Source organism: Mesorhizobium sp. LjNodule214 (genome assembly GCF_964252735.1).
Lineage (GTDB): Bacteria > Pseudomonadota > Alphaproteobacteria > Rhizobiales > Rhizobiaceae > Mesorhizobium.
In genome coordinates this window covers 1-23,257 of sequence record NZ_CAXUPE020000008.1, presented here as the reverse complement: position 1 = coordinate 23,257, position 23,257 = coordinate 1, and the positions used below count along the sequence as shown (strand labels likewise).

The window sequence follows — 23,257 nt, the reverse complement described above, 5'->3', positions numbered from 1 at the left end:
GCCGGTGAATGGCCACCAAGAAAAGGGGAACATCTTGGTAGCCATCCGGCCCGCCGTGGAGGCGAAGGGCGTCAGCAGGATTTTTCAGGGAACCGGCCAGGACGCGGTCAAGGCGCTCGACGATGTCTCCGTCTCGATCCGCGAAAACGAGTTCTTCACGCTGCTTGGGCCGTCGGGCTGCGGAAAGACGACGCTTCTGAGGCTGATCGCCGGCTTCGACTTTCCGAGCGAAGGCGAGATCCTGCTCTACGGCGAGGACATCGCGCCGCTGCCGCCGTTCAAGCGGCCGGTCAACACGGTCTTCCAATCCTACGCTTTGTTCCCACACATGACGGTGGCCGAGAACATCGGCTTCGGCCTCAAGATGCTCGGCAAGTCGAAGGTGGAGATCGCTGCCCGTGTCGATGCGATGCTGAAACTCGTCCACATGCAGGAGCAGAAGAACCGCCGCACCAGCCAGATCTCCGGCGGCCAGCAGCAGCGCGTGGCGCTGGCCCGCGCTCTTGCGCCGCAGCCGAAGGTGCTGTTGCTCGACGAGCCGCTCTCGGCGCTCGACAGCAAGCTGCGCAAGGAGATGCAGATCGAACTGAAGCGGCTGCAACACGAGACCGGCATCACCTTCATCTTCGTCACCCACGACCAGGAAGAAGCACTGACGATGTCGGACCGCATCGCGGTGATGTCGTCGGGCAACATCCTGCAGGTCGGCACGCCCTGGGACATCTACGACCGCCCGGCGGAACGTTTCGTCGCCGACTTCATCGGCGAGACGAATTTTTTGACCGGCACGGTTGAATGCGCCGAGGGCGGCAAGGCGAAGGTCGCTCTTCGCTCGGGGGCAAAGATCCTTGCGACCGCCGCCAGGGATTTCCAACCGGGCAGCCAGGCAACACTGATGGTGCGGCCGGAGCATGCCAGGCTCGTCAAGGGCACTGGCGATCTGGCCGGCACAATCGAGACCGTCGTCTATTTCGGCACCGACACGCACATCCATGTCCGGCTGGACGGTGGCGAAGCCTTCATCGTGCGTCAGCAGAATTCGCGCTGCGCCAGTTGCGGCTTCGAGCGAGGCGACAAGGTTGGCATTTCGATCGGCGACGACGCCGCGCAACTGCTGAAGGATTAGGGCCGATGGCGAGCGCGAAAGAGATCGCCGACAAGGCCGAGCGCGACGATATCAGGTCACGCTGGCTGCTTTCGGCCCCGGCGCTGCTGATCGTCTTCCTCGCGGCCCTTGGGCCGCTGCTGATCGTGGTCGTTCATTCCTTCCTGACCCCCGGCAATTACGGCGACGTGAAGTGGCAGTTCTCGACCGACGCCTGGGTGAGCGTGCTGCTCGAGCGTGACGTCTTCGACGACACGTTGTCGCTCGCCAGCGCGCATCTGTCGATCTTCTGGCGCTCGGTGTCGCTGTCGGCGATGACCACCATCCTGACCCTGATCTTCGGTTTCCCGACCGCCTACTTCATCGCGACGCGGCCCGAACACCGGCGCGACATCTGGCTGTTCCTGATCACCATTCCGTTCTGGACGAACCTTCTGATCCGCACCTTCGCCATGCAGGAGGTGCTGCGCAATGACGGCATCATCAATTCGGTGCTGCAATTGCTTGGCATCTCCGATCACTCCGTCCAGCTCATGTACACCAACTTCGCCGTCCTCCTCGGCATGGTCTATGTGTTCCTGCCGCTGATGGTGCTGCCGCTCTATGCCAGCATGGAGAAGATCGACTTCCGCCTGGTCGAGGCGGGCTATGACCTCTATGCGACGCGGCTGCAGGTGCTGAGGCGCATCATCATCCCGCTGGTCACGCCGGGCATCGTCGCCGGCTCGATCCTCGTCTTCATTCCCTCGCTTGGCGCTTATGTGACGCCACGCGTCTTGGGCGGCGGCACCAATCTGATGATCGGCAATCTGATCGAGCTGCAATTCGGCCAGGGCCGGAACTGGCCGCTCGGCGCGGCACTGTCGATTGCGCTGATGGCGATCGTGATGATCGCGCTGCTGTTCTACGTCCGCAACACAACCAGATCGGATGGCAGCCATGGCTGACCGCTTCGATGTCCGGCGGCAGACCGGTTTCGTCACCATGGCGATGCTGTGTTTCTTCCTGCTCTATCTGCCGATCGCCACACTTGTCGTCTACGCCTTCAACGACAACGACTCGCTCGCGATCTGGAAAGGCTTTTCGCTGCGCTGGTTCCACGCCGCCTGGAACAATTCGCTGGTGATCGAGTCGTCGATCCGCTCGTTCCAGATCGCCGCCATCGCCGCCGTGCTGGCGACGATCTCGGCAACGATGGCTGCACTGGCGACGACCCGGACCAAGCCTTACCGGGGACTGACGTTCAAATACGCCTTCATCAACCAGCCGCTGATGGTGCCGGAGATCGTCACCGCGGTGGCGCTGCTGATCGTGTTCTCGCGCATCAAGATCTGGACCGGCTATTCGGGCCTGGGCTACCTGATCTCGGCCCACACCGCCTTCTGCGTGCCGTTCGCCTATCTGCCGATCCGGGCGCGGCTCGAAAGCATGGATCTGTCGCTCGAGACGGCAGCGGCCGATCTCTATGCAACGAAGTGGAAGACCTTCCGCCATGTGACCTTGCCGCTGCTCTGGCCGGGCATCCTCGCCGGGCTGATGCTCGCCTTCGTCGTCTCGCTGGATGACGTGGTCATCACCGAGTTCGTCAAATCGGGCGGCCAGGACACGCTGCCGACCTTCATGCTCGGCCAAATCCGCCGCGGCGTGACACCCGAGATCAACGCGATCTCGACCGTCTTCCTGGCGCTGTCGATCGGCATCGTCACGGCTTTCTTCTTCATCAGCAGGAAACGGACCTGAGGCCGCATTGCCGACGGTCCCAACAATGGGAGCAAGAAGCATGAACTGGAAACTGACCGCGACGGCCGTCGGGCTGTCGCTGCTGACTGCCACGGGCGTGGCCCGCGCCGACGGCGAGCTCAACATCTACAATTGGGGCAATTACACCAGCCCCGACCTGATCAAGAAATTCGAGGCGACCTACAAGGTCAAGGTCACCGTCACCGACTTCGATTCCAACGACACCGCGCTGGCCAAGATCCGCCAGGGCGGCGCCGGTTTCGACATCGTCGTGCCGTCGGCAAGCGTCGTTCCGATCTGGATCAGCGAAGGTCTGCTGCTGGAGACCGATCCCAACACAATGGAGAATTTCAAGAACGTCGATCCGAAGTGGGTCGACGTGCCGTTCGATCCGGGCCGCAAATACACCGTGCCGTGGCAGTGGGGCACGACCGGCATGTCGGTGAACAAGTCGGTCTATTCCGGCGATCCGAACACATCGGCGATCTTCCTGGATCCACCCGCCGAGCTCGTCGGCAAGATCAATGTCGTGCCGGAGATGGGCGATATCATGTACCTCGCCATCTCCTATGAAGGCGGCGACTACTGCACCGACGACAAGCAGGTGCTGAAGAAGGTGCGCGACAAGCTGGTCGAGGCCAAGGCGAAATGGCTCTCCTTCGACTATGGCGCCGTCGACGGGCTGGGTAAGGGCGACATCGCGGCCGGTGTCAACTGGAACGGCATTTCGCTGCGCCAGCGGCTGCAGAACGACAAGATCGTCTACGGCTATCCCAAGGAGGGCTATCCGATCTGGATGGACAATGTCGCGGTTCTCAAAGACGCCAAGAATGTCGAGAACGCAAAGCTGTTCCAGAACTTCATCATGGATCCCGAGAATGCCGCTTTGATTTCGGCTTTCGCCCGCTACGCCAACGGCATCAAGGGGTCGGAAGCCTTCATGCCGGCCGACATGAAGGGCGCGCCGGAGGTGGATGTTCCGGCCGAATTCGCCGCCAAGGGCAAGTTCATGCCGACCTGTTCGCCGGATGTGCAGGCGCTCTACACGAAGATCTGGACCGACCTGCAGAAATAGCCGTCCCGGAATCTGGCCGCGCCGCGAGATGCGGCGCGGCCATCTCCCGACCATCAAGCCAAAAGGCGATCCTGGCGATCGCAGGAGACTTTCATGACCGATCTCGACCTTTGCTACATGCCGGCCAGCGAGGCATTGCGGCAGTTCAAGGCGAAGACACTCTCGCCCGTCGAGCTGATGCGGGCGACCATCGATCGCGCCGAGGCGACGAAGGCAACGATCAACTGCTTCACCTTCACGCATTTCGACGAGGCGATGGATCTGGCCAGGAAGGCCGAAGCAAAATACGCCAGGGGCGCCAGGACCGGCACGCTCGAGGGCCTGCCGATCGGCATCAAGGACGAGAGCTACATCAAGGGCAAGCCGACATCGCATGGCTCGCTGCTGACCAAGGACGCCATCGGCGGGCATACGTCGACGATGAACGAGCGTGTCATCAAGGCGGGCGGCATCGTGCACGCCCGCACGGCGACGCCCGAGTTCAGCTGCGCCGGAGTTACCTGGTCGAGGCGATGGGGCGTCACGCGCAATCCGTGGAATCCGGACTTCACGCCGGGCGGTTCGTCCGGAGGTGCCGCGGCAACGCTGGCCTCGGGCACATCCTCGATCGCCACCGGCTCGGACATTGCCGGGTCGATCCGCATTCCGGCGTCGGCCTGCGGTCTCGTCGGCTTCAAGCCGCCTTACGGGCGCAATCCGGACGAGCCACCGTTCAATCTCGATTTCTACTGCCACACCGGGCCGCTGGCGCGAAACGTCAGGGATGCGAGCCTGCTGCAGAACGTCATGGCGGGGCCGAGCCCGCTCGACATCGCCACGCTGCGCCCGAAATTGCGCCTGCCGCTCGACTACAAGCCGATCAAGGGCTGGAAGATCGGTTTCTCGATGGACCTCGGTTCTTTCGAAGTGGATGCCGATGTGCGCAGGAACACGCTTGCCGCATGCGATGTGTTCCGGTCGCTGGGTGCCACTGTCGAGGAAGTCGATCTGGGCTGGGGCGACGAGGTGCTGAAGGCCGGCATCGCCTATCTCGAGCATCTGTTCGGCGCCTCGTTGGCGCAACTGCTCGAGGAGCACGGCAAGGACATGACCAGCTATGCGCGGCAGTTCGCCGTGGACGGTCAACAATCGAAAGCCGCGGATTTTGTCGGAACCCTGGAGGTCGCCGCCAGGATGTACCAGACACTGGGCCCGTTGCTGGAAAAGTACGATGTGCTGATCTGCCCGACGAACGCCATTCCCGCGGTGCCGGCGGAGTTCGACCACACCAAAGACACCGTCGAGATCAACGGCAAGCAAGTGAACCCGTCGCTTGGCTGGGTGATGACCACCCCGTTCAACATGATGAGCCGTTGTCCGGTTCTCTCCATCCCTTCGGGCAGGGCCGCGAATGGCGTGCCGACGGGCATCCAGATTGTCGGTCGCACCTATTGCGATGCCGACGTGTTCCGGGCGGCGCTCGCCTATGAAACGGCGCAGGGACAATGGTATGAGAGTGCCGAGACACGCCCGTCGCTTTGATATCTGACGCGGGGCCGCAAGTTCGAAAAGGCCGAATGAGAATGGCAGAACGCAAGGCGACCGCGGCAGCGGAGAAGCGCAAGATTGCGATGGCTGAGGGCAGGGGATCGGCGAACGATGCCGCCCCGAAAGACCGCCGGCGCGAGCGTGGCGAGGCGAGCGTCCAGCGCATCATCGACGCCACCATCGACCTTATCGCCGAGGAAGGCCTGGCCAGCGTCACCATGCAGCGCATCGCCGAACATGTCGGCTCGTCCAATGCGCTGGTGGTGTTCCATTTTCGCAGCAAGGAGAATTTGTTTCGGGCCGTGCTGCAGTATCTCAGCGACCGGTACGACGAACTTTGGGCGACGCTGGTGCGCGCGCCGAACCTGTCGCCGGTCGAGCGGCTGATGGGCGCGGTCGAATGCGCGCAGCGCTTCGCCAGGCAGCATCCGAAATGGGTTTCGGTTTTTGTCGTGTTCTCCAGCGATCGCAAGAGCATGCAGATCTACAACGAGATCGGCCTGCCCAGCGATCTCAGCTACAATGCCGAGGCGCGCGATTTGCTGATCGAAATCAAGCGCAGCGGCGGCTACACCGATGTCGACCCCGACACACTGGCGGAAAGCCTCAACTATCTCGTGCATGGCGCATGGTTCTGGGACCACCTCAACCCACCGGCGGGCAAATCCGATGTGCTGCGCAAGACGATGCTGATGCTGCTGCATCAGGCGTTTCCGCGCCATTTCGATCTGGAGTGACGGATCGGGTTGCAGCCACCTATCGGGCCTGCAGCAGGTGGCAGCCGGCCTGGCGCTTTTGCGCCAGATACTCGTCGATGAGCTGGCGGTAGCGCACCTTGCCGAAGCTCGGGAAATGGCCACCATGGACGACCGAGACGTCGAGGTCGCGCATGCGAAGCAGCGTCGCCACATAGTCATCGACCAGCGAATGATAGACATCGTCGATCAGCGGGCCGTCATAGATGATGTCGCCGGAGAGCAGGATGCCGGTCTTCTTCTCGTAGAGCGCGATGCCGCCGGGCGAATGGCCGGGCGTGTGGATGACCTCGAAGGCGCGGTCGCCGAGATCGACAACATCACCCTGTTCGAGAAGACGGCTGGCAGGCGCCGGCAGGATGTTGTAGCGCGCCGCATCCCAGCCTTGCGGCGTGCCATCGAACATCGCGTCGGTGGCGTAGCGGTCGGCGACCGTCCATTCGTTGCGCGGATCGGCGAGGATTTTTGCTTCGGCCCAATGCACGCAGCGGTCCGGGAACTCATGATGGCAGCCGATATGGTCGAAATGGGTGTGGCTGGCGACGCAAATTAGCTTGCGCTCCGTCACCAGCGGCACGTGGCGCCTGAGGCTGAAGTGGCCGAGGCCGGTGTCGAACAGCAGATCGCGATCGCGGCCGCGCACATGCCAGATGTTGCAGCGGAAGAGTGGTTTTATCCACGGCTCGTGGATCAGCGTCACGCCGTCGCTCATGCGGATCGTTTCGTACCAGTCGGGGGCGTCGATGACCGCAAGTGTGTCCATGCTCAGTCCGTCAGCAGGATGATGTCGCAACGGTGACGACAGCCATCAGGATGATCGATAGCGCCGACGCCAGCGGACATTGAGTGTTCTCCCTTGCCTTTGTGGCTTCCTGCAAAAAATTGAGCCAATTCTAAAATTGAGTCAATTCTGTTTTTATGGCAAGAGGCTTTCATGAGCGGATTGCGGGCAAGGCAAAAGGCGGATCGGCACCGCCGCATCATCGAGGCGGCGGCGGCACTTTTCCGCGAGGCCGGCTATGAGGGCGCCAAGATCGAGGCCATCGCCGCGCAGGCCGAAGTGTCGATCGGCACGATCTACAATTATTACCAGAACAAGGGCGATATCCTCGGCGCCATCGTCTCGATGGAGGTCAACGAGGTGCTAAACGCCGGGAGCGACGTGGTCGCCAACCCGCCGGCCAATGTCGGCGATGCGCTGGATACGCTGCTCGGCATCTATGTCGAGCATTCGCTGCACTATCTCAGCAAGGAGATGTGGCGGCAGGCGATGGCGATCTCGACGCAGCTGCCCGACAGCCCGTTCGGTCAGGCCTATACCGGGCTCGACAGGTCGCTGACCGAGCAGATTTGCGCGCTGATCGCGCGGCTGCAGGAGATCGGCCTGGTGCGCGCCGACATCGACGGACCGGCGCTGGGCGAACTGATCTTCAACAACATGAACATGATGTTCATCGAGTTCGTGAAGCGCGATGAGGCGAAGATACCGGAACTGCGCGCGGCGATCCGGCGGCAAAACCGGATATTGGTGGCGGCGATTGCGGTGTGAGAGTCAGGAGCAGAGAGGAGAAATCTATGACTTCTCCAGCGAACTGGTTGACACAGGAATGTTGAAGACCGCCATGAGGTTCCGCGCGATCTTGCCGAAGAGACATGGCACCGGATCGGCCATAGTGGACGAATTCCACATCGGTTACAGACCGCCAGAGCGACCTGTTCGGACGGAACGGGAATTCGGGCCACCACACGCAAGGCGTCGTCGTGCGACGCGCTCGCGCTTCGTAGTGCCATGTGCGATCGCATGAGCGATCATATGATGAACACGTCGTGAAAGCTCAGGGCCGCCCCGGCCACCAGTTGGGCGATTTGCACCTGGGCGGTCGAATTCGAGCCATCGGGGTCATAGTACAGAATGCCCGTGCTCTGGTTGTAGAGCAGGTAATCGTTGCTGCTGGTGGCGTGTTCGCGCAACTCGAAATACGACGAGTTCACCCGCGTCGGGCTGGATAGGGAACCGGGGCCGAGTTTGGTGAAAACGGCATTGTCGAGATAAAGCGCGTCATCAGCCGCGTGGAAGTCGGTGAGTGTATCGACATTGCCGGGGCCATAGGCCGTGTCAAACACGAAGGTGTCCTCGCCGGCGCCACCGGTCAGCACGTCGTTGCCACCCCCACCCCACAGTATGTCGTCGCCAGCCAGGGCATCATAGTTATCGGCCGCGCCAGTGCCGACAAAAGTGTCGTTCCCAGTGGTCCCCTTGGCCGGGTCGGTCGGCAGTGTCGGCGGTGACGGTGGCGGGTCGGTCCCGTCATGGGCAGCATGCCAGACTGCCTTGGCGTTGGCCCAGTAATCGCGGGCCGCCTGGCCTTCTAAGACCGTCCAGCCGGCGGGCGGCATTGGGTAATCGGAGGGCAGCGGCGTGTCAGAGAGGTTGAGGTAGTAATTGCCGTGCGACTCGACCGTCTTGTCCCAGGCCCGCTGCAGCCGCTCCATGCCGTTGTGGTTGACGTCGGTGATCGCCACCACACAATCGATAAAGTGCAGGCTGGGCACGACATCGTCAGAGCCTGTGCCCTTGTCGAGTTTGAACGGCGAGCCGTGGGTCATCTCGCCTTTGCGAAGGTACTCTTTCATGCCCAGAAGCATGCCCTCCATGATGACCGTGTTGTCAGACCCATCCATGTCACCGTCACCAAGGCTCACTCCGGAAAACACGTTGTCGAACAGGGAATCCCGGATGGTGCCGCCGATGACGTCGTCGTCCTCGACCGCGTCGTCTCGGGAGTAGCCGACATAGCAATCGTCGATGAGGAAGGTGCCAGTGCCGCCGACACGGATGCCATCCCAGGGCTTGGTGATTGTCCAGTCGTCGATGACAAAGCTGTAGGCTGAATTTACACGGACTGCGGCGGAGTTGACGTAAATGCTCTCCCAGTCGCCGGTTTGGGAAACCGTGCCGTTGATCGTGCCGCCCAAAACTAGGAGGTTGTCGCCGGGGCCGGTGACCGAAAAGGGATAGCGGTTGGTGGGACTTCCCTGATTGGCGACGATCCACGAGGCGTTAGTGGCATCGATAATGGTGTCGGCGGCCAGACTGGATGGTTTATAGCTGCTGTAGCCATAGTCGCCGCTCAAGAAAATGGTGCTTGTAAGGGCCATGCTTGGCCACCTTTCACACCCCCGCCGTTTCCGCCCAAATGCCTGAAGCCAGAAAGGCCTGCACCCACCAAAGCCCCGTTGGGGGTATCGCGCAAATCACAAAATCTAACAAAATACAAAATATCGGATGGTGCTCGGCATCTATGTCGAGCACTCGCTGCATTGTCTCAGCAAGGAGATGTGGCGGCAGGCGATGGCGATCTCGACGCAGCTGCCCGACAGCCCGTTCGGTCAGGCCTACACCGGGCTCGACCGGGCGCTGACCGAGCAGATCCGCGCGCTGATCGCCCGACTGCAGGAGATCGGCCTGGTGCGCGCCGACATCGACGGACCGGCGTTGGGCGAACTGATCTTCAACAACATGAACATGATGTTCATCGAGTTCGTGAAGCGCGACGAGGCGAAGATACCGGAATTGCGCGCGGCGATCCGGCGGCAGAACCGGATATTGGTAACGGCGATTGGGGTGTGAATCACGTCGACCATGACCGGCGACAAGTGGCCAAAGCATGCTCTCACCTGGCTTTCGCTAATATATGGGAGCAGCAAGGCTCAGCGAACGTCTGCAAAGCAGGCTAGATCGAAGTGCGATGGCGCCGAACAGCGCTCGCACGTCCCTGCCGGGCCGCACTACGGCTTTTTGCTTAGGAACTGTGCCTGAGTGCGGCGTTTTCGGCGGGGTAAAATATGATCAAGATGCTCTTTTATAGTCGGCAATCTTGCGGGAGGGCGCCATGGAAATACTTCGACCACGACCCAAGCCCAGAAGGGGCTACCCAAATAGCGACCGTTTCGAAGAAAACGGCCGGATTGCCGCGATCTTGCTCGTCATTGCTGCCGCGACTGTCGCAATCTCCGTCATACGCATGTTACCCCTTTAGATCGTCTCGCAGCAGGCCGCGATAGAGACGGGCGGCGCGCTCAATACGGTGGATGACACCAGAAAGCCTCGGCTTCCTCTTCAGGCGCCGTCGGACGAAACTCCCATGAGTCCGTTCTCGTTTCCAAACGGGCCTACCTGCTGCCGCGTTGATGCCTTCGTGCCAGTCGGTAAACCCCATCAGTGGGGAACCGTACTTGTCGGATCGATCGAAGCCGCAGTGCCGCCGAGCGCATCGGAAGGCCCCTACTTCAGGGTCGTGAATTCCGATATATCTGTCAGCGCTCCGCCACCAAAGCGAGGATTTCGGGGGCCGGGGTGATATGTGCGTGGGGTCTGCAGAGATCAGGGTCGATCGCCCGATATCCGAGCAGACTGGCGAGTGGCGCCAGGATTGCGAGCGCCACCCGCTGAATTGCTGGTGGAGGCTGCGTGAAGACAATCACGTCGGCAAATTCCCTGGCGATGACTGCCGCCTGAAGCAGGAAAGGTTTTCCTTTCTTGTCCACCCGACCGGCATTGGCGAGGCCGAAGAGGATGCCGATCAGCAGCTCGAAGCGGTTCGGATCGATGTGGTCCGCGCCGCGCGCGCGTTCGATTTCGATGAGGACGTGCGCCTCGTCGGTCTTGCTGCTGTTCCACCAATCGTGCACCACGCCGGCTTCCACCGTTGCGGATTGGCTGGGTCCCAGAGAAAATGTCTTCCCGGCTATGGAGGCGTCGAGCCGGCCTTTGAAGACGGTAAACCGTTCAATCATGTTCGGATGGAAGTGCTCGCTCACGACAGCTGCTCCCGGCCGAGCGGTCAAATGAACGATGCCTGGTCCCTGGCCGCGGTCTTCGGTGCCACGCAGGATCACGGCAAATTCGCCGGTCACCTTGTTCTCGTAGACGTCTCCACAACGTGACATGGATCATCTCGTATTTCAGGAATGCCGGCACATCGAAAACAAGAGATTGACGTTCTAGCTGCGAACTGGTGCCCCCGGACGGCGCTAAAGGCCAAATCCAACTGGAGCGTTCCACCCGAACTTCCGAAGAAAAATCAAGGGGATAGAAGGGGCTCTTCCCCCGAAGCGGTTAAGCTCGGTGTACCTCTTTGTGCCCGAGCGGTGTACCTTCTGTCAACTGTTATAGGCCGCCAGAGGCCTGTCACGGATGCAATGAAACAAGCTTGTCTGCGACAAGCGACTGCAAGTGCCACAAGTTGCGATCCCGAATGCCTAAAGCCTCCAATTGCGAGATTGTGTTGTAAAGATATTCTGCGCACGACCCTCCATGGCCACATGCGTTGGCCAAAATACCCGCAGTCTCATCCGGCGTAAGGCCTCCCGCATAGTTGACCCCATTTCGATTGACGATGAAGGCAAGTGCTCGAAAGCGCCCTTGGGTCGTATGTACATGCACCCATCGCGAGGTTTGGGTGATCGGCTTGCTGGAGGGTCTCACGGGCATTTCGCGCCGGACAAGTTTTCCGAGCTGGGCCTCAACGGTACCCTCGGCCAGCCGCAAAACCATCCCCCCGCACTGCCCACCCCTGTCGAGCCCCATCATGAGGCCTGGCTGGTCGACGGTTCCGCGCCAATCTTTCATGCGAATGCAGAACGAACGGTGCCAACCCGGCACGACGCCCGGACGCTCCTCCACGTGCTCCACAGCCGGCTTCCAGAGAAGTGAGCCATAAGCGAAGATCCACACATCCTGTCCTGCAGGACGCGACGCTAGCATCTCCCGAACGGTGGTGTTCCACTCGGTTTCGGTATTACGAACCATATCCGGGGCCGGGCCGGTGTTCTCAATCGCCCGATAGGCGCGCTCGACCAAATCTGCAGTCAGCGCCATTCGGCGTCGCGCTTTGGACATACGTCACCTCTCGAAACCCATGTCATGTTAACAGACATGCACTCCATGTTCTCCGTATTTGCATGGTGGAAGCGCGGAAGGGTCCGCATGGTGGATTGTGCCGGGGATGGGCGGCAGCCGGCGCCCTCAAGTAGCCGCCAAATCTGTTTGAGGTCATCGGCAGTCCATCACTCGCGCCCGCGCCGCTTCCAACTGATCAGGCGAGAACGGAAGCCTCTTCCGCTTGTCCGGCTCGCGTCCGCTATCGGCAACGTCCAGTTTCTCAAACTGGTTCTTTACACGGACGAGGTCGAACTCTCGAATGCCATTGTCGCTTGGTCAAACAGTTCGGGCGCTGTGAGCTTCGCTGCCGGTGCCTTCACCCCGCGCAGCTCGTCCCACGCCTGGGCAAAGATTTGCTCTGCCTTGGCGTGTGTGGCGTCATACTGCTTGCGTACCTCGGCGTCGGTCTTGCCGAGGCGAAGGACCATCTCCTTCTTGCCGAGAATGCCTTGAAGTGCCTTGGGCACCTTCCGTCGATAGACCCTGCGATTGCCGCGCGGCTGGACATGCTCCAGTGCCATTTTCATCCTCGGTGGACCCCTCGGTGTACCTTTTGGTGTACCTCGGGGGACGTTGAAACCCTTGGGTTCCTTGATTTATGGGGATTGTCGGGTGGAAACTGGTGCCCCCGGACGGAATCGAACCGCCGACCTTCGGTTTACAAAACCGCTGCTCTACCAGCTGAGCTACAAGGGCACGGCGCTCCGGTAGCATATTTCGTGCGCCAGTAAAGTCAAAACTCCATTGTTGGTTGCCAATGAACCCTGTCGAGGCGGGAGGGCAGGCATGCTGAAAACCGCCATCCCGTTTCCTACATATGATGGAGGTGCAATCGCCTTAGCGAGGGTGTCGCATGATCAGATTCGTCATCATTCTTCCGCTTGTCGTGGTGGCATTTCTTCTCCTCGTGAGGCTCGTCAAGGATGTGAAGAACGCCAACATCGACTGGACCGGCGTCACCACGATCATCGGATTCATCGCTCTGGCCTTCTGGCTGCGCCATATCACCGGCATGGGGTAGAATAGGGGTGTAGTGGAATAGTCGGTAGTGAACCGCAGCCTGTCGTGCGCGGTGTCACTAAATCGCTGACATCTGCGCCGGCAGGTCGACAGGCGGTCCATCGACGGCCCAAAGAACGCCTGCGTCCCCTTGGCGAAAAAATCGAAAATCCGTCGAACCTTTTTCCGGCTCGCTGCGACTGACGATCAAGGGGCGGATGGATCGCCTCTCCAACGAAACCAGGAGATCGTCATGTTCAAGCGCACACTCGTTTCCGGCCTGATCGCCACCACTGTCGCCGCCGCTACGCTGGCTGGCACCATCCAGCCCTCGGCCGCCCACGGCCATCATCACCACCGCGAAATCGGCATCGGCATCGCCGCCGGCGTCGGCGGGTTTGTCCTTGGCAGCCTGCTCTCCCAGCAGCCGCGCCCGGTCTATGTCGAGGACTATGGCGACTCGCGGCACGTCCGCCGCTGCCTCGCCCGCTATGCCAGCTACGACCCGTACTCCGACACCTATGTCGGCTATGACGGCTATCGCCATTACTGCCGGCTCTGAGAGGAGGTGAACCGCTTCAGGCAAACGGAAGAAGGGGCTCCTCCGTGGCCCCTTTTTCCGCTGTTGTTGAATTGGTCGACTGCCAATGTCGGCGCCGCCTGCGACCGGCGGTATACAGCGATTTTCCGAACGTCTAATCTCCCCTCCACGGCCAACGGAGAGGAGGGACCCTTGGACGAACAGGATCCGAAGGAGGACCTGATCGAGCCCGTTTTTCGCAACGGCACGGTCACCACCGTCGGCATCCTGCTGGCGTTTTCGCTGGGCTTCATCACCCATTGGGCCGCCAACCCGATCCCTTGGCAAACCTACCATCTGCTCGCCGTCGTGCCGATCCTGATCGGCATCGCATTGCAGATGCGGGCACTGTCCATACTGCTCGATGTCCAGTCGCTGCAAAGGCGCATCTACGAGCGCGCCAACCGCATCTTCATTGCGGGTCTCATCTTCACCGCAAGCGGCGTCGGGCTGGCGATCCTGCTCGATGTCTTCGAGGTTGCGGGCAAAAGCGCGCTGCCGAGTGGCTAAAGCGCGTCGCGCTTTAGCTCCTTGTTTTTTGTGCATGTCGTTGTCCCAAAACCGCTGCGCACTTTTGGGCGACATGCACTAGTCTAGCCGGCCGCCGCGGCCTCTGGGGCATCCTGGCAGATGTCGCACCATTCGGCGCCGACCAGTCCGGCCATGCGCTCGACGCCTATTCTCACCGCCGCATTGGTCGCGCCGGCTGCCGGCACGACCTCTTCGAAGGTGCGCAGCGATACGTCGCAATAGACCGGCAGCGGCGAGGCGAGGCCGAAAGGGCAGACGCCACCGACCGGGTGGCCGGTGATGTCAGCCACCTGTTCGGCATCGAGCATGCGCGGCTTGCCGCCGAAGGCATCGCGCGACTTTCGGTTGTCGATGCGCGCATCGCCACGGGCGACGACGAGCAGAACCCGGTCGCCGACGCGCATGCAGATGGTCTTGGCGATCTGCCCCGGCTCGACTCCGTGCGCCGCGGCCGCGAGGGTCACGGTCGCCGAGCTTGTCGGCGTTTCGATCACCTCGATGTCGGGGGCATGTTCGGCGAAGAAGGCTTTGACGGACTGGAGGCTCATTCTCTTCAGGTGGGGACTGTCGGCTTTGGAAGGTTGGCGCAGACTTGGCCGTCGCCGGCCGCGTGTCAAGGCGAGCGCGCGGCGGTGATGTCGAAGAGTGATCCCGATGCATCGGTGCTGCCTTGTGAGGAAGGGTTCGAAAGGCCGCCGATCATCCTGGTGATTTCCGTCGCGGCCTCGCGCACCAACGGCCCAATCTCGGCCAGCCGCTCCTGCGTCACCCGCACCGTCGGCCCCGACACCGAGACGCCGCCGATCGGCTCGCCGAACTCGTTGAAGATGGCGGCGGCGACGCAGCGCATGCCGGGATGCCGCTCCTCGTCATCGACCGACCAGCCGCGCAGCTTGATCCTCACCAAATCGTGGGCCAGCGCCGAGATGTCGGACAGCGTGTTTTCGGTAAAGCGCTCCAGCCCCGCCTTGCGCAGGATGGCGCCGACGCGCTCGGGTTCCAGATGCGCCAGCACCGCCTTGCCGATGCCCGAGGCATGGAAGGAGCTGCGCGTGCCCGGCCGGAAGAAGGCGCGGATCGCCTGATGCGTCTCGACCTGGCTGACGAAAACCACGCAATCGTCCTCGGCGACGCCGAGATTGGCAGTCTCGCCGGTCTTTTCCATCAATTCCTGCATGACGATGCGGGCGCGGTCGACAAGCTTGCGGCGGCGCAGGAACGCCGCGCCCATGCGATAGGTCTCGACGCCGATCGACCACAGTTGATCGGTGCTCTCGAACTCGACCATGCCGTGGTTCTGCAGCGTCGTCAGCATACGGTAGGCGGTGGAAGCAGCGAGGCCGCTCTGCGCGGCGATCTCGCTCAGTGACAGGCCGCTGCCTTCGGCAACGATGGCCAGGATGCGAAGCGCCCGGTCGAGCGACTGCACCGAAGCGGCCTCGGAGGGGCCGTTGAAGGCGCGGGGACGGCCGCGCTGGCGTTTTTCGGTCGTTTCCATGGCGTCATTCTTGCCGATTTCGCCAAACAAGCAATGAAAAAGTTTTTCACTCTTTTTGTGTGGCCAGATTCTGGAAAACGGAAAACTCAATGAAATCAGTTCACAATCGCCGCTTTCTAGAAATGAAAAAATATTCTGAAAAAATTGAAAAATGGCAAGAACGCTGCCATCCTTGGGCCATCAACACATTTGCGGAGGCTGGACATGGCCAGGATGCGCGCTGTCGACGCAGCGGTTCTCGTTCTCGAAAAGGAAGGCATTTCCTGCGCCTTCGGCGTGCCGGGCGCGGCGATCAACCCGTTCTACTCGGCGTTGAAGGCGAGGGGCACAGTCCGCCATATCCTGGCACGCCATGTCGAGGCCGCCTCGCACATGGCCGAAGGCTATACGCGGACCAAGGCCGGCAATATCGGCCTGTGCATCGGCACTTCGGGGCCGGCCGGCACCGATATGATCACCGGGCTCTATTCGGCGGCCGCGGACTCTATCCCGATCCTGTGCATCACCGGCCAGGCGCCGCGTGCCAGGCTGAACAAGGAGGATTTCCAGGCCGTCGACATCGCCGCGATCGCAGCACCTGTCGCCAAATGGGCGGTTACCGTCATGGAACCCTATCTGGTGCCGATGGCGCTGCAAAAGGCGTTCCATTTGATGCGCTCGTCGCGGCCGGGCCCGGTGCTGATCGACCTGCCGGTCGACGTGCAATTGGCCGAGATCGAGTTCGACATCGACGCCTATGAGCCGCTTGCCCCGTTCAAGCCAGCGATGACGCGCGCCCAGGCCGAAAAGGCGCTGGCGATGCTCAATGCGGCCGAGAAGCCGCTGGTCGTCGCCGGCGGTGGCATCATCAATGCCGACGCGTCCGATCTCTTGATCGAATTCGCCGAGATCACCGGCGTGCCGGTCATCCCGACGCTGATGGGCTGGGGTGCGATCCCTGACGACCACCGGCTGATGGCCGGCATGTGCGGGCTGCAGACCTCGCACCGTTACGGCAATGCGACGATGCTGGAGGCCGATTTCGTCTTCGGCATCGGCAACCGCTGGGCCAACCGCCACACCGGTTCGGTCGACGTCTACACCAAGGGCAAGAAGTTCATCCATGTCGATATCGAGCCTACCCAGATAGGCCGTGTCTTCGCGCCGGACCTGGGCGTGGTCTCCGATGCGGGTGCCGCGCTGAAGATCTTGCTCGATGTCGCCACCGAGTGGCGGACGGCGGGCAAGCTGCGCGACTGGTCCGGCTGGGCGAAGGAATGCCAGCAGCGCAAGAAGACGATGAAGCGCAAGACGCATTTCGAGCAGGTGCCGCTGAAGCCGCAGCGCGTCTATGAGGAGATGAACAAGGCGTTCGGCCGCGACACAACCTATGTCACCACGATCGGGCTATCGCAGATCGCCGGGGCGCAGTTCCTGCATGTCTACAAGCCGCGCAACTGGATCAATTGCGGCCAGGCCGGCCCGCTTGGCTGGACGCTGCCGGCGGCGCTCGGCGTGCGCGCCGCCGATCCCGACCGCACCATCGTGGCGCTGTCCGGCGACTACGACTTCCAGTTCATGATCGAGGAACTGGCGGTCGGCGCGCAGCACAAATTGCCCTACATCCATGTCGTGGTGAACAATGCCTATCTCGGCCTGATCCGCCAGGCGCAGCGCGGTTTTTCGATGGATTTCGAGGTCAGCCTCGCCTTCGAGAACGTCAACCGTGCCGGCGATCCGGAAGCCGGCTACGGTGTCGACCATGTGGCGGTTGCCGAGGCGATGGGCTGCAAGGCGGTCAGGGTGAGGAAGCCCGAAGAGTTCGCCGGCGCCTTCAAGCAGGCGCAACGGCTGATGAAGGAACATCAGGTGCCGGTCGTGCTCGAATTCATCCTCGAGCGTGTCACCAACATTTCCATGGGCACGGAAATCGACAAGATCACCGAATTCGAGGAGCTTGCCGAAAGCCATGAGGATGCGCCGACGGCCATCGTGATGCTTGATTAGGCTCGGGCGGGAACAAGGAGAAAAAGAATGCCGCGTTTTTCAGCCAATCTGTCGATGCTCTTTGGCGAGCATGATTTCCTCGACCGCTTCGATGCGGCCGCCCGCGCCGGCTTCAAGGGGGTCGAATATATCGGCCCCTATGACCATGCGCCCGAGGTGGTCGCCGCGCGGCTGAAGAAGAACGGCCTGACGCAGGTGTTGTTCAACCTGCCGGCGGGCGACTGGGGCAAGGGGGAGCGCGGCATCGCCGTGTTGCCGGACCGCGTGCCGGAATTCCGCCAGGGCGTCGCCAAGGCGATCAGCTATGCGCATGCGCTTGGCTGCGAGCAGATCAACTGCCTCGCCGGCATCGCGCCGCAAGGTGCGGATCGCTCCGTGCTGGAGAACGTCCTTGCCGAGAATCTGGCCTTCGCGGCCGAGAAGCTGGAACAGGCCGGCATCCGGCTGCTGATCGAGCCGATCAACACGCGCGATATTCCCGGCTTCTTCCTCACCAATTCCGACCAGGCGCTGGCGCTGATCGAACGCATCGGCTCAAAAAACCTGTTCCTGCAATACGACATCTATCACATGCAGATCATGGAGGGGGATCTCGCCCGTACCATCGAGGCAAACCTTGGCCGCATCGCGCATATCCAGCTTGCGGACAATCCCGGCCGTCACGAGCCGGGGACGGGCGAGATCAACTATCCCTTCCTCTACGAGCATATCGACCGCATCGGCTATTCCGGCTGGATCGGCGCCGAATACAAGCCGAAGGCCGGGACCGAGGCTGGGCTGGCGTGGTTTCGCGATCTGGCCGGGCAGGGGAGCGCGGCGGCGTAGCGGTTGCAATTGAGCCGCGTTCCTTCGCGACTCTGGCAAAATACGGAGAACAACAATGGACACCATCGGCTTCATCGGCCTCGGCATCATGGGCGCACCGATGGCGGGGCACCTCTTGGATGCCGGCTACAAAGTCATCGCCAGCGACCATCGCTCGAAGCCGCCGGCCGATCTCGTCAACCAGGGGCTGAAAACCGTCACCGGCCATGACGCCGTGGCGAAAGAGGTCGATATTGTCATCCTGATGGTCCCCGATACACCGCAGGTGGCCGATGTGCTGTTCGGCGACAACGGCGTTGCATCCGGCCTGAGCAAGGGCAAGCTGGTCATCGACATGAGCTCGATCTCGCCGATCGAGACCAAGACGTTTGCCAAGAAGATCAACGATCTCGGCTGCGACTATCTCGACGCGCCGGTGTCGGGTGGCGAGGTTGGCGCCAAGGCGGCGTCGCTGACCATCATGGTTGGCGGCGAGGAGAAGGCCTTCGAGCGCGCGAAACCCGTGTTCGAAAAGATGGGCAAGAACATCACCTTGGTCGGGCCGAACGGCGTGGGGCAGACGACCAAGGTCGCCAACCAGATCGTTGTCGCGCTGACCATTGAAGCCGTCGCCGAAGCGCTTGTTTTTGCATCAAAAGCCGGCGCCGACCCGGCCAAGGTCAGGCAGGCGCTGATGGGCGGGCTGGCGGCCTCGCGCATCCTCGAAGTGCATGGCGAGCGCATGGTCAAGCGCACCTTCGCGCCAGGTTTTCGGATCGAACTGCACCAGAAGGATCTCAACCTCGCGCTGGAAGGCGCCAAGGCGCTCGGCGTGGCGCTGCCCAACACCTCGACGACGCAGCAGCTGTTCAACTCCTGCGCGGCCAATGGCGGGGCGAAGGAAGACCATTCGGCACTGGTCAGGGCGCTGGAGCGGATGGCGGGGCATGAAGTTAGTGAGTAGTGAATGGTGAGTAGTCGCAATTTTCACTACTCACTACTCACTACTCACTAAGAACTTCCTCGCCGCATAAAGGCTGACTGCGGCTGCGTTCGACACGTTGAGCGATCTGATCGCGCCAGGCATGTCGAGGCGGGCCAGCGTCGTCACCGTCTCGCGCGTCTTCTGGCGCAGGCCCTTGCCTTCGGCGCCCAGCACCAGCGCGATCTTGTCGCCGGCAAAACTGTTTTCGAGCTCCGCCGGCCCGTCCGAATCGAGGCCGATGGTGTGGAAGCCGGCTTCGTGCAGTTGTCCCAGCGCGTCGGCGAGGTTCTTCACTTCGATCTGGTCGATATGCTCAAGCGCGCCGGAGGCCGATTTCGCCAGCACGCCCGATTCCTGTGGGCTGTGGCGCGCCGTGGTGATCAGCGCGCCGGCGCCGAAGGCGACCGCCGAGCGCAGGATCGCGCCGACATTGTGCGGGTCGGTGACCTGGTCGAGCACGAGCACCAGTTTTGTGTCGCCAAGCGCGTCGAGACGCTTCGGCTTCAGCGGCTCGGCCTCGATGAGCACGCCCTGATGCACGGCGTCCGAACCGGTGACCCTGTCGATCTCCTTCGGTTCGACCAGTTCGGCCTTGAACGGCAGGGCGGCGAGATCGGCGATCGCCAACCGCTCGGCGGCGTTGCGCGTCACCAGCATCTTTCTGATCTTGCGTCGCGGGTTGTCGAGAGCCGCCCGCACCGTATGCAGGCCGTAGAGCCGCACCAGCCCGTCGGCCGCGTTCTCGCCGGGCGGCACCGGCTGGCGCGGCCGGAAGGCCGGGGCGCCACCTGCCTTCTCGTCGCGGTGGGCGCGGCGCAGCTTGGCGTAATGGGTATCTTTCGGGGTCTTGGGCTTGTTGTCGTTGCTCATGGCCGGCTTCTATAGCCGTGTCGCCGGGCCATGGATACTGGCAGAAAACCGGCTTGCCGGGCAGGCTGTCAAATTCAGCGCATTTTGCCGAGAGGTTGCGGTTGACACCCACTGGCCTTGCCGCCATAAGGCGCTTCGCTGATTTCGGACAAGACCTAGGTTTCGACCTGATCGGCGAGAATGCCTCGTTGCAAGGCTTCGACGGCAGGCTGGAGAGGTGCCCGAGTGGTTAAAGGGGACGGACTGTAAATCCGTTGGCTTAGCCTACGTTGGTTCGAATCCAACCCTCTCCACCACTGCCAGCCCGTGAGCCTTGAGACGATGCGGGTATAGCTCAGTGGTAGAGCAGCAGCCTTCCAAGCTGAATATGCGGGTTCGATTCCCGCTACCCGCTCCAAGCATGCTGTTGAAGTCACTATCAAAATCGCTTCCTTGAAAAATGCGCCGTGTCACGGCCGTGTCACGACCGCAGTTTGGCCCTCGCGTCGGCGACCTTGCGATTGTTGTCGAGGTCGCCGTTGCGGACATGGCCCTGCGTGGTCTTGGTCGTGCTATGACCAGCCATCTTGCGCGTCGAGACCGGCGGCGAGCCCTTGGCTCTTCTAGCCGCCGCTTGAAATGCATCCCGCCCGCACTTGGCAGGTCTAGCCCTCGCCTGTAGAGGCTGCGCGACGCCGCCGCGATTGGCGGTATCATTGCAGGCCTCGGGTCGGCCGCTGGGTGCAAACAGATGCAGGGGGACCGGCAATGGCGATTGAATCGAAAGAGCTTGCGGTCACCTACTATCCGATCCCGAAAAGCGGCAGCAGCAGCGTCAAATATGCGTTGATTGCACTTGGCGGGAAGGACATCGATTTTCCCGACCCGGACAACGAAGTCCACAGCCATCTGCCGACAAATCATGTCGATCCCTTCCATCCGCTTCGCGACGCACACAGGCGCCGGTTCACCATCGTTCGCGATCCGCTGGAGCGGCTTCTCTCGGCCTATTCCAACCGGATCCGCGATGCCCGGGTTATGGCCAGGCCGTCGGCTGAGAAAGACAAGCTCGAAGGCTTCGGCATCCCGGTCGATCCGGATCTTGATACGTTCATCCTGAACATCGAAAAATACTGTGCGTGTTCGTGGGAGGTCCGGTTCCACGTCGCGTCGGTGCGCCATTTCACCGGCAGCAACCTGTTCCAGTTCGAGCGGGTCTTCAGGTTCGAGCGCATGGGCGAGGTCGGCGCGTTTTTCTCCGCTCTCGGCGGACGGGCTCTGGAACTGCCTCGGCTACAGGCGGCTGCAACGAAATTCGGGCCATCGGATATGTCACCCGAGGCGCTCGCCAAGGCAATGCGGTTCTGCCGCTACGACTATGGCTTTCTGGTCGACTATTACGACCCAGGCAGATGGGGAGGCATTCCTGAAGGCGATGCCGGCGAACCCTCGACGCTGCATGTCTACGGCGATCCGGCAGCCGGGCGCGACGGTCGCCTCATTTTCCCCAGAACGCCGCGCAACTTCCTGCTCTTCATGTCCAAGCGACCGCTGGTCGAACGCGGCTTAGTCTAGAGATCAAGCGACGACGGTCAGCCGGCGCTTGCGCTCGTCGAGCGATACGATGGCGAGGCCGCTTGCCACCACCAGCAGGATGCCGCAGACGGCAAGTGTGTTCGGAAACTGCCCGAACACCAGCAGGCCCGAGATGACCGCCCAGACGGTGAAGCAATAGTAGAACGGCGCGACCGCGCTCGTCGGCCCGACGCGGTAGGCCATGAAGATGAAGAAATGGCCGAAGATCAGGAAGAAACCGGCGCCTGCGATCAGCGCCAGGTGACGGGCCTCGGGCATCACCCATGGCTCGGAAGCCAGATGTGCTGCGCCGGCGCCGACCAGCACCACCAGGACCGCGGACATGGCGACGATCATCCCCGGCACGTCGGCGCCGACCTTGCGGCCGGCGAGATCGCGTGCGGCCGACAGCGCCGCATTGCCGAGCGCCAGCAAGGCATAGACCGATATCCCTTGCATCGTCGGCTGCGCCACCATCACCGCGCCGATGAAGCCGAGCCCGATCAGCGCCATGCGCGCGCCGCCGATCCGTTCGCCGAACAGGATCGAGGAGCCGACCAGCATCAGCAGCGGCGTGATCTGCCCGAGCGCGGTGGCATCGGCGATCTGCATGTTGGCCAGCGCCACCACGTAGCAAAGGATCGCCGCCAGTTCGAGGAGGTTTCTGCGCAACACTCTTCTGTCGAGGATCAACGGCACCTGCTTGCCATAGCCGAGCAGCAGCAACAGCGGCATCCCCCACAAGGTGGCGGCCATGCCGCGCAGGAACAGCACCTCGTAGGACGGCAGCCCCGACGTCGCGAGCTTCATCATCGTGTCGTTGACCAGGTAGGACCCGGTGGCAACGATCATGAACAACGGGCCGCGAATGTTTGTGGGAATGAACTGCATCGGCCGAACAAATCAGAGCGATGCCGTGGCGGCAATGGGCCAGGCTGGCGCTGCACATCCGGCAAGAGCAGGGGGATTGCGCCCCTGACGGGCCGGGCTCCCGCCCTATTTCATTTCCAGGCCGGCGTTCCTATATCGGGACCATATCCCCCGAAAATCGGATCGCAGGTTCGGACCGACTGAGAGAGCGCTCAGCCACAAGGCACTTGTGTTTTTCAGCCGTAGTCGCTAATCGCCCCGCATTCGACTGAACTGAAGGTCCAGGCCGTCCAAGGAAAGAGACTATGGCAAAAGGTAAATTCGAGCGCACTAAGCCTCATGTGAACATCGGCACGATCGGCCACGTCGATCATGGCAAGACGTCGCTGACGGCGGCGATCACGAAGTATTTTGGCGAGTACAAGCGCTATGAT

General features: G+C 61.8%; 25 protein-coding genes and 3 tRNA genes. 18 read left to right on the top strand and 10 right to left on the bottom strand.

The window, feature by feature from the left end; translation table 11 throughout:
• Positions 1 to 34 precede the first annotated feature (34 nt).
• The 6 genes from ACSQ3Z_RS36600 (at position 35) to ACSQ3Z_RS36575 (ending at position 6,184) form a co-directional block, all read left to right on the top strand.
• A complete protein-coding gene (locus ACSQ3Z_RS36600; protein WP_436175924.1) occupies positions 35 to 1,126 on the top strand; it encodes an ABC transporter ATP-binding protein in 1,092 nt (363 codons plus the stop codon).
• A gap of 5 nt (positions 1,127 to 1,131) precedes the next feature.
• Complete coding sequence (locus ACSQ3Z_RS36595) at positions 1,132 to 2,052, top strand: ABC transporter permease (protein ID WP_436175923.1); 921 nt, start codon at positions 1,132 to 1,134, stop codon at positions 2,050 to 2,052.
• Positions 2,045 to 2,845 (top strand): ABC transporter permease, encoded by an 801-nt coding sequence (locus ACSQ3Z_RS36590; RefSeq protein ID WP_436175922.1) that lies wholly within the window; start codon positions 2,045 to 2,047, stop codon positions 2,843 to 2,845. The genes ACSQ3Z_RS36595 and ACSQ3Z_RS36590 overlap by 8 nt, the downstream gene beginning before the upstream one ends.
• Before the next feature lie 40 nt (positions 2,846 to 2,885).
• Positions 2,886 to 3,920 carry an ABC transporter substrate-binding protein gene (locus ACSQ3Z_RS36585; protein WP_436175921.1) on the top strand — a complete coding sequence of 345 codons (1,035 nt, stop codon included), beginning with the start codon at positions 2,886 to 2,888 and terminating at the stop codon, positions 3,918 to 3,920.
• A gap of 93 nt (positions 3,921 to 4,013) precedes the next feature.
• Entirely contained in the window at positions 4,014 to 5,441 is a 1,428-nt protein-coding gene (locus tag ACSQ3Z_RS36580) for an amidase (protein WP_436175920.1), read from the top strand.
• A gap of 41 nt (positions 5,442 to 5,482) precedes the next feature.
• A complete protein-coding gene (locus tag ACSQ3Z_RS36575; protein ID WP_436175919.1) occupies positions 5,483 to 6,184 on the top strand; it encodes a TetR/AcrR family transcriptional regulator in 702 nt (233 codons plus the stop codon).
• 19 nt (positions 6,185 to 6,203) lie between these two features.
• On the opposite strand, the gene ACSQ3Z_RS36570 is transcribed toward ACSQ3Z_RS36575, so the two are convergent.
• The gene (locus ACSQ3Z_RS36570; RefSeq protein ID WP_436175918.1) at positions 6,204 to 6,965 is read right to left on the bottom strand and encodes an MBL fold metallo-hydrolase; all 762 of its coding nucleotides are present in this window, start codon (positions 6,963 to 6,965) and stop codon (positions 6,204 to 6,206) included.
• Between the two features lie 171 nt (positions 6,966 to 7,136).
• On the opposite strand from ACSQ3Z_RS36570, the gene ACSQ3Z_RS36565 reads away from it, so the two are divergent.
• Positions 7,137 to 7,751, top strand: coding sequence for a TetR/AcrR family transcriptional regulator (locus ACSQ3Z_RS36565; protein WP_436175917.1), 615 nt, complete (start codon positions 7,137 to 7,139; stop codon positions 7,749 to 7,751).
• Between the two features lie 260 nt (positions 7,752 to 8,011).
• On the opposite strand, the gene ACSQ3Z_RS36560 is transcribed toward ACSQ3Z_RS36565, so the two are convergent.
• Entirely contained in the window at positions 8,012 to 9,361 is a 1,350-nt protein-coding gene (locus tag ACSQ3Z_RS36560) for a hypothetical protein (protein WP_436175916.1), read from the bottom strand.
• A gap of 127 nt (positions 9,362 to 9,488) precedes the next feature.
• Here ACSQ3Z_RS36560 and ACSQ3Z_RS36555 point away from each other — a divergent pair, with 127 nt between their 5' ends.
• Entirely contained in the window at positions 9,489 to 9,833 is a 345-nt protein-coding gene (locus ACSQ3Z_RS36555) for a hypothetical protein (protein WP_436175915.1), read from the top strand.
• Between the two features lie 686 nt (positions 9,834 to 10,519).
• On the opposite strand, the gene ACSQ3Z_RS36550 is transcribed toward ACSQ3Z_RS36555, so the two are convergent.
• From ACSQ3Z_RS36550 to ACSQ3Z_RS36535, 4 genes are all read right to left on the bottom strand, one after another.
• A complete protein-coding gene (locus ACSQ3Z_RS36550; protein ID WP_436175914.1) occupies positions 10,520 to 11,119 on the bottom strand; it encodes a cupin domain-containing protein in 600 nt (199 codons plus the stop codon).
• A 274-nt stretch (positions 11,120 to 11,393) separates the two neighbouring features.
• Positions 11,394 to 12,083, bottom strand: coding sequence for a gamma-glutamylcyclotransferase (locus tag ACSQ3Z_RS36545; protein WP_436175913.1), 690 nt, complete (start codon positions 12,081 to 12,083; stop codon positions 11,394 to 11,396).
• Positions 12,084 to 12,379: 296 nt separating this feature from the next.
• A complete protein-coding gene (locus ACSQ3Z_RS36540; protein WP_436175912.1) occupies positions 12,380 to 12,667 on the bottom strand; it encodes a hypothetical protein in 288 nt (95 codons plus the stop codon).
• Positions 12,668 to 12,766: 99 nt separating this feature from the next.
• Positions 12,767 to 12,842 (bottom strand) — tRNA-Thr (locus ACSQ3Z_RS36535).
• Between the two features lie 157 nt (positions 12,843 to 12,999).
• Here ACSQ3Z_RS36535 and ACSQ3Z_RS36530 point away from each other — a divergent pair.
• From ACSQ3Z_RS36530 to ACSQ3Z_RS36520, 3 genes are all read left to right on the top strand, one after another.
• Entirely contained in the window at positions 13,000 to 13,167 is a 168-nt protein-coding gene (locus tag ACSQ3Z_RS36530; protein WP_436175911.1) for a hypothetical protein, read from the top strand.
• A 231-nt stretch (positions 13,168 to 13,398) separates the two neighbouring features.
• Complete coding sequence (locus ACSQ3Z_RS36525; protein WP_436175910.1) at positions 13,399 to 13,707, top strand: BA14K family protein; 309 nt, start codon at positions 13,399 to 13,401, stop codon at positions 13,705 to 13,707.
• 171 nt (positions 13,708 to 13,878) lie between these two features.
• Positions 13,879 to 14,235, top strand: coding sequence for a hypothetical protein (locus ACSQ3Z_RS36520; protein WP_436175909.1), 357 nt, complete (start codon positions 13,879 to 13,881; stop codon positions 14,233 to 14,235).
• 83 nt (positions 14,236 to 14,318) lie between these two features.
• Here the strand turns inward: ACSQ3Z_RS36520 and ACSQ3Z_RS36515 are convergent, their stop codons facing one another.
• Both ACSQ3Z_RS36515 and bhcR read right to left on the bottom strand, forming a co-directional pair.
• Positions 14,319 to 14,804 (bottom strand): YbaK/EbsC family protein, encoded by a 486-nt coding sequence (locus ACSQ3Z_RS36515; RefSeq protein WP_436175908.1) that lies wholly within the window; start codon positions 14,802 to 14,804, stop codon positions 14,319 to 14,321.
• 65 nt (positions 14,805 to 14,869) lie between these two features.
• Positions 14,870 to 15,754 carry an HTH-type transcriptional regulator BhcR gene (gene bhcR, locus ACSQ3Z_RS36510; protein WP_436175907.1) on the bottom strand — a complete coding sequence of 295 codons (885 nt, stop codon included), beginning with the start codon at positions 15,752 to 15,754 and terminating at the stop codon, positions 14,870 to 14,872.
• 204 nt (positions 15,755 to 15,958) lie between these two features.
• Here bhcR and gcl point away from each other — a divergent pair, with 204 nt between their 5' ends.
• The 3 genes from gcl to ACSQ3Z_RS36495 are packed head-to-tail and all read left to right on the top strand — an operon-like array spanning position 15,959 to position 19,508.
• The gene (gene gcl, locus ACSQ3Z_RS36505) at positions 15,959 to 17,740 is read left to right on the top strand and encodes a glyoxylate carboligase (protein ID WP_436175906.1); all 1,782 of its coding nucleotides are present in this window, start codon (positions 15,959 to 15,961) and stop codon (positions 17,738 to 17,740) included.
• Positions 17,741 to 17,767: 27 nt separating this feature from the next.
• A complete protein-coding gene (hyi, locus tag ACSQ3Z_RS36500; RefSeq protein ID WP_436175905.1) occupies positions 17,768 to 18,565 on the top strand; it encodes a hydroxypyruvate isomerase in 798 nt (265 codons plus the stop codon).
• A 55-nt stretch (positions 18,566 to 18,620) separates the two neighbouring features.
• On the top strand, positions 18,621 to 19,508 hold the full coding sequence (locus tag ACSQ3Z_RS36495; protein ID WP_436175904.1) for a 2-hydroxy-3-oxopropionate reductase: 888 nt from the start codon (positions 18,621 to 18,623) through the stop codon (positions 19,506 to 19,508).
• Between the two features lie 33 nt (positions 19,509 to 19,541).
• Here ACSQ3Z_RS36495 and ACSQ3Z_RS36490 read toward each other — a convergent pair whose 3' ends face one another.
• Positions 19,542 to 20,399, bottom strand: coding sequence for a TrmH family RNA methyltransferase (locus ACSQ3Z_RS36490; protein WP_436175903.1), 858 nt, complete (start codon positions 20,397 to 20,399; stop codon positions 19,542 to 19,544).
• A 211-nt stretch (positions 20,400 to 20,610) separates the two neighbouring features.
• Between ACSQ3Z_RS36490 and ACSQ3Z_RS36485 the strand changes: the two genes are divergently transcribed.
• The 3 genes from ACSQ3Z_RS36485 to ACSQ3Z_RS36475 all read left to right on the top strand — a co-directional run bounded on the left by ACSQ3Z_RS36485 (position 20,611) and on the right by ACSQ3Z_RS36475 (position 21,953).
• A tRNA-Tyr gene (locus ACSQ3Z_RS36485) sits at positions 20,611 to 20,695 on the top strand.
• Positions 20,696 to 20,722: 27 nt separating this feature from the next.
• A tRNA-Gly gene (locus ACSQ3Z_RS36480) sits at positions 20,723 to 20,796 on the top strand.
• A 350-nt stretch (positions 20,797 to 21,146) separates the two neighbouring features.
• Entirely contained in the window at positions 21,147 to 21,953 is an 807-nt protein-coding gene (locus tag ACSQ3Z_RS36475; protein WP_436175902.1) for a sulfotransferase family 2 domain-containing protein, read from the top strand.
• 3 nt (positions 21,954 to 21,956) lie between these two features.
• On the opposite strand, the gene ACSQ3Z_RS36470 is transcribed toward ACSQ3Z_RS36475, so the two are convergent.
• Positions 21,957 to 22,844: a DMT family transporter gene (locus tag ACSQ3Z_RS36470; protein WP_436175901.1), complete on the bottom strand. Its 888-nt coding sequence runs from the start codon at positions 22,842 to 22,844 to the stop codon at positions 21,957 to 21,959.
• Between the two features lie 284 nt (positions 22,845 to 23,128).
• On the opposite strand from ACSQ3Z_RS36470, the gene ACSQ3Z_RS36465 reads away from it, so the two are divergent.
• Positions 23,129 to 23,257 (top strand): GTP-binding protein (locus ACSQ3Z_RS36465; protein ID WP_245513479.1); only part of this gene is annotated, 129 nt, incomplete at its 3' end.

What these genes read in the sequence shown, in the direction of transcription:
- hyi (WP_436175905.1), top strand. Translation starts at nt 17,768, where the DNA reads ATGCCGCGTTTTTCAGCCAATCTGTCGATGCTCTTTGGCGAGCATGAT.
- ACSQ3Z_RS36475 (WP_436175902.1), top strand. Translation starts at nt 21,147, where the DNA reads ATGGCGATTGAATCGAAAGAGCTTGCGGTCACCTACTATCCGATCCCG.
- ACSQ3Z_RS36595 (WP_436175923.1), top strand. Translation starts at nt 1,132, where the DNA reads ATGGCGAGCGCGAAAGAGATCGCCGACAAGGCCGAGCGCGACGATATC.
- gcl (WP_436175906.1), top strand. Translation starts at nt 15,959, where the DNA reads ATGGCCAGGATGCGCGCTGTCGACGCAGCGGTTCTCGTTCTCGAAAAG.
- ACSQ3Z_RS36540 (WP_436175912.1), bottom strand. Translation starts at nt 12,667, where the DNA reads ATGGCACTGGAGCATGTCCAGCCGCGCGGCAATCGCAGGGTCTATCGA.
- ACSQ3Z_RS36545 (WP_436175913.1), bottom strand. Translation starts at nt 12,083, where the DNA reads ATGGCGCTGACTGCAGATTTGGTCGAGCGCGCCTATCGGGCGATTGAG.
- ACSQ3Z_RS36525 (WP_436175910.1), top strand. Translation starts at nt 13,399, where the DNA reads ATGTTCAAGCGCACACTCGTTTCCGGCCTGATCGCCACCACTGTCGCC.
- ACSQ3Z_RS36530 (WP_436175911.1), top strand. Translation starts at nt 13,000, where the DNA reads ATGATCAGATTCGTCATCATTCTTCCGCTTGTCGTGGTGGCATTTCTT.
- ACSQ3Z_RS36570 (WP_436175918.1), bottom strand. Translation starts at nt 6,965, where the DNA reads ATGGACACACTTGCGGTCATCGACGCCCCCGACTGGTACGAAACGATC.
- ACSQ3Z_RS36575 (WP_436175919.1), top strand. Translation starts at nt 5,483, where the DNA reads ATGGCAGAACGCAAGGCGACCGCGGCAGCGGAGAAGCGCAAGATTGCG.
- ACSQ3Z_RS36470 (WP_436175901.1), bottom strand. Translation starts at nt 22,844, where the DNA reads ATGCAGTTCATTCCCACAAACATTCGCGGCCCGTTGTTCATGATCGTT.
- ACSQ3Z_RS36515 (WP_436175908.1), bottom strand. Translation starts at nt 14,804, where the DNA reads ATGAGCCTCCAGTCCGTCAAAGCCTTCTTCGCCGAACATGCCCCCGAC.
- ACSQ3Z_RS36560 (WP_436175916.1), bottom strand. Translation starts at nt 9,361, where the DNA reads ATGGCCCTTACAAGCACCATTTTCTTGAGCGGCGACTATGGCTACAGC.
- ACSQ3Z_RS36565 (WP_436175917.1), top strand. Translation starts at nt 7,137, where the DNA reads ATGAGCGGATTGCGGGCAAGGCAAAAGGCGGATCGGCACCGCCGCATC.
- ACSQ3Z_RS36555 (WP_436175915.1), top strand. Translation starts at nt 9,489, where the DNA reads ATGGTGCTCGGCATCTATGTCGAGCACTCGCTGCATTGTCTCAGCAAG.
- ACSQ3Z_RS36580 (WP_436175920.1), top strand. Translation starts at nt 4,014, where the DNA reads ATGACCGATCTCGACCTTTGCTACATGCCGGCCAGCGAGGCATTGCGG.
- ACSQ3Z_RS36585 (WP_436175921.1), top strand. Translation starts at nt 2,886, where the DNA reads ATGAACTGGAAACTGACCGCGACGGCCGTCGGGCTGTCGCTGCTGACT.
- ACSQ3Z_RS36590 (WP_436175922.1), top strand. Translation starts at nt 2,045, where the DNA reads ATGGCTGACCGCTTCGATGTCCGGCGGCAGACCGGTTTCGTCACCATG.
- ACSQ3Z_RS36490 (WP_436175903.1), bottom strand. Translation starts at nt 20,399, where the DNA reads ATGAGCAACGACAACAAGCCCAAGACCCCGAAAGATACCCATTACGCC.
- bhcR (WP_436175907.1), bottom strand. Translation starts at nt 15,754, where the DNA reads ATGGAAACGACCGAAAAACGCCAGCGCGGCCGTCCCCGCGCCTTCAAC.
- ACSQ3Z_RS36495 (WP_436175904.1), top strand. Translation starts at nt 18,621, where the DNA reads ATGGACACCATCGGCTTCATCGGCCTCGGCATCATGGGCGCACCGATG.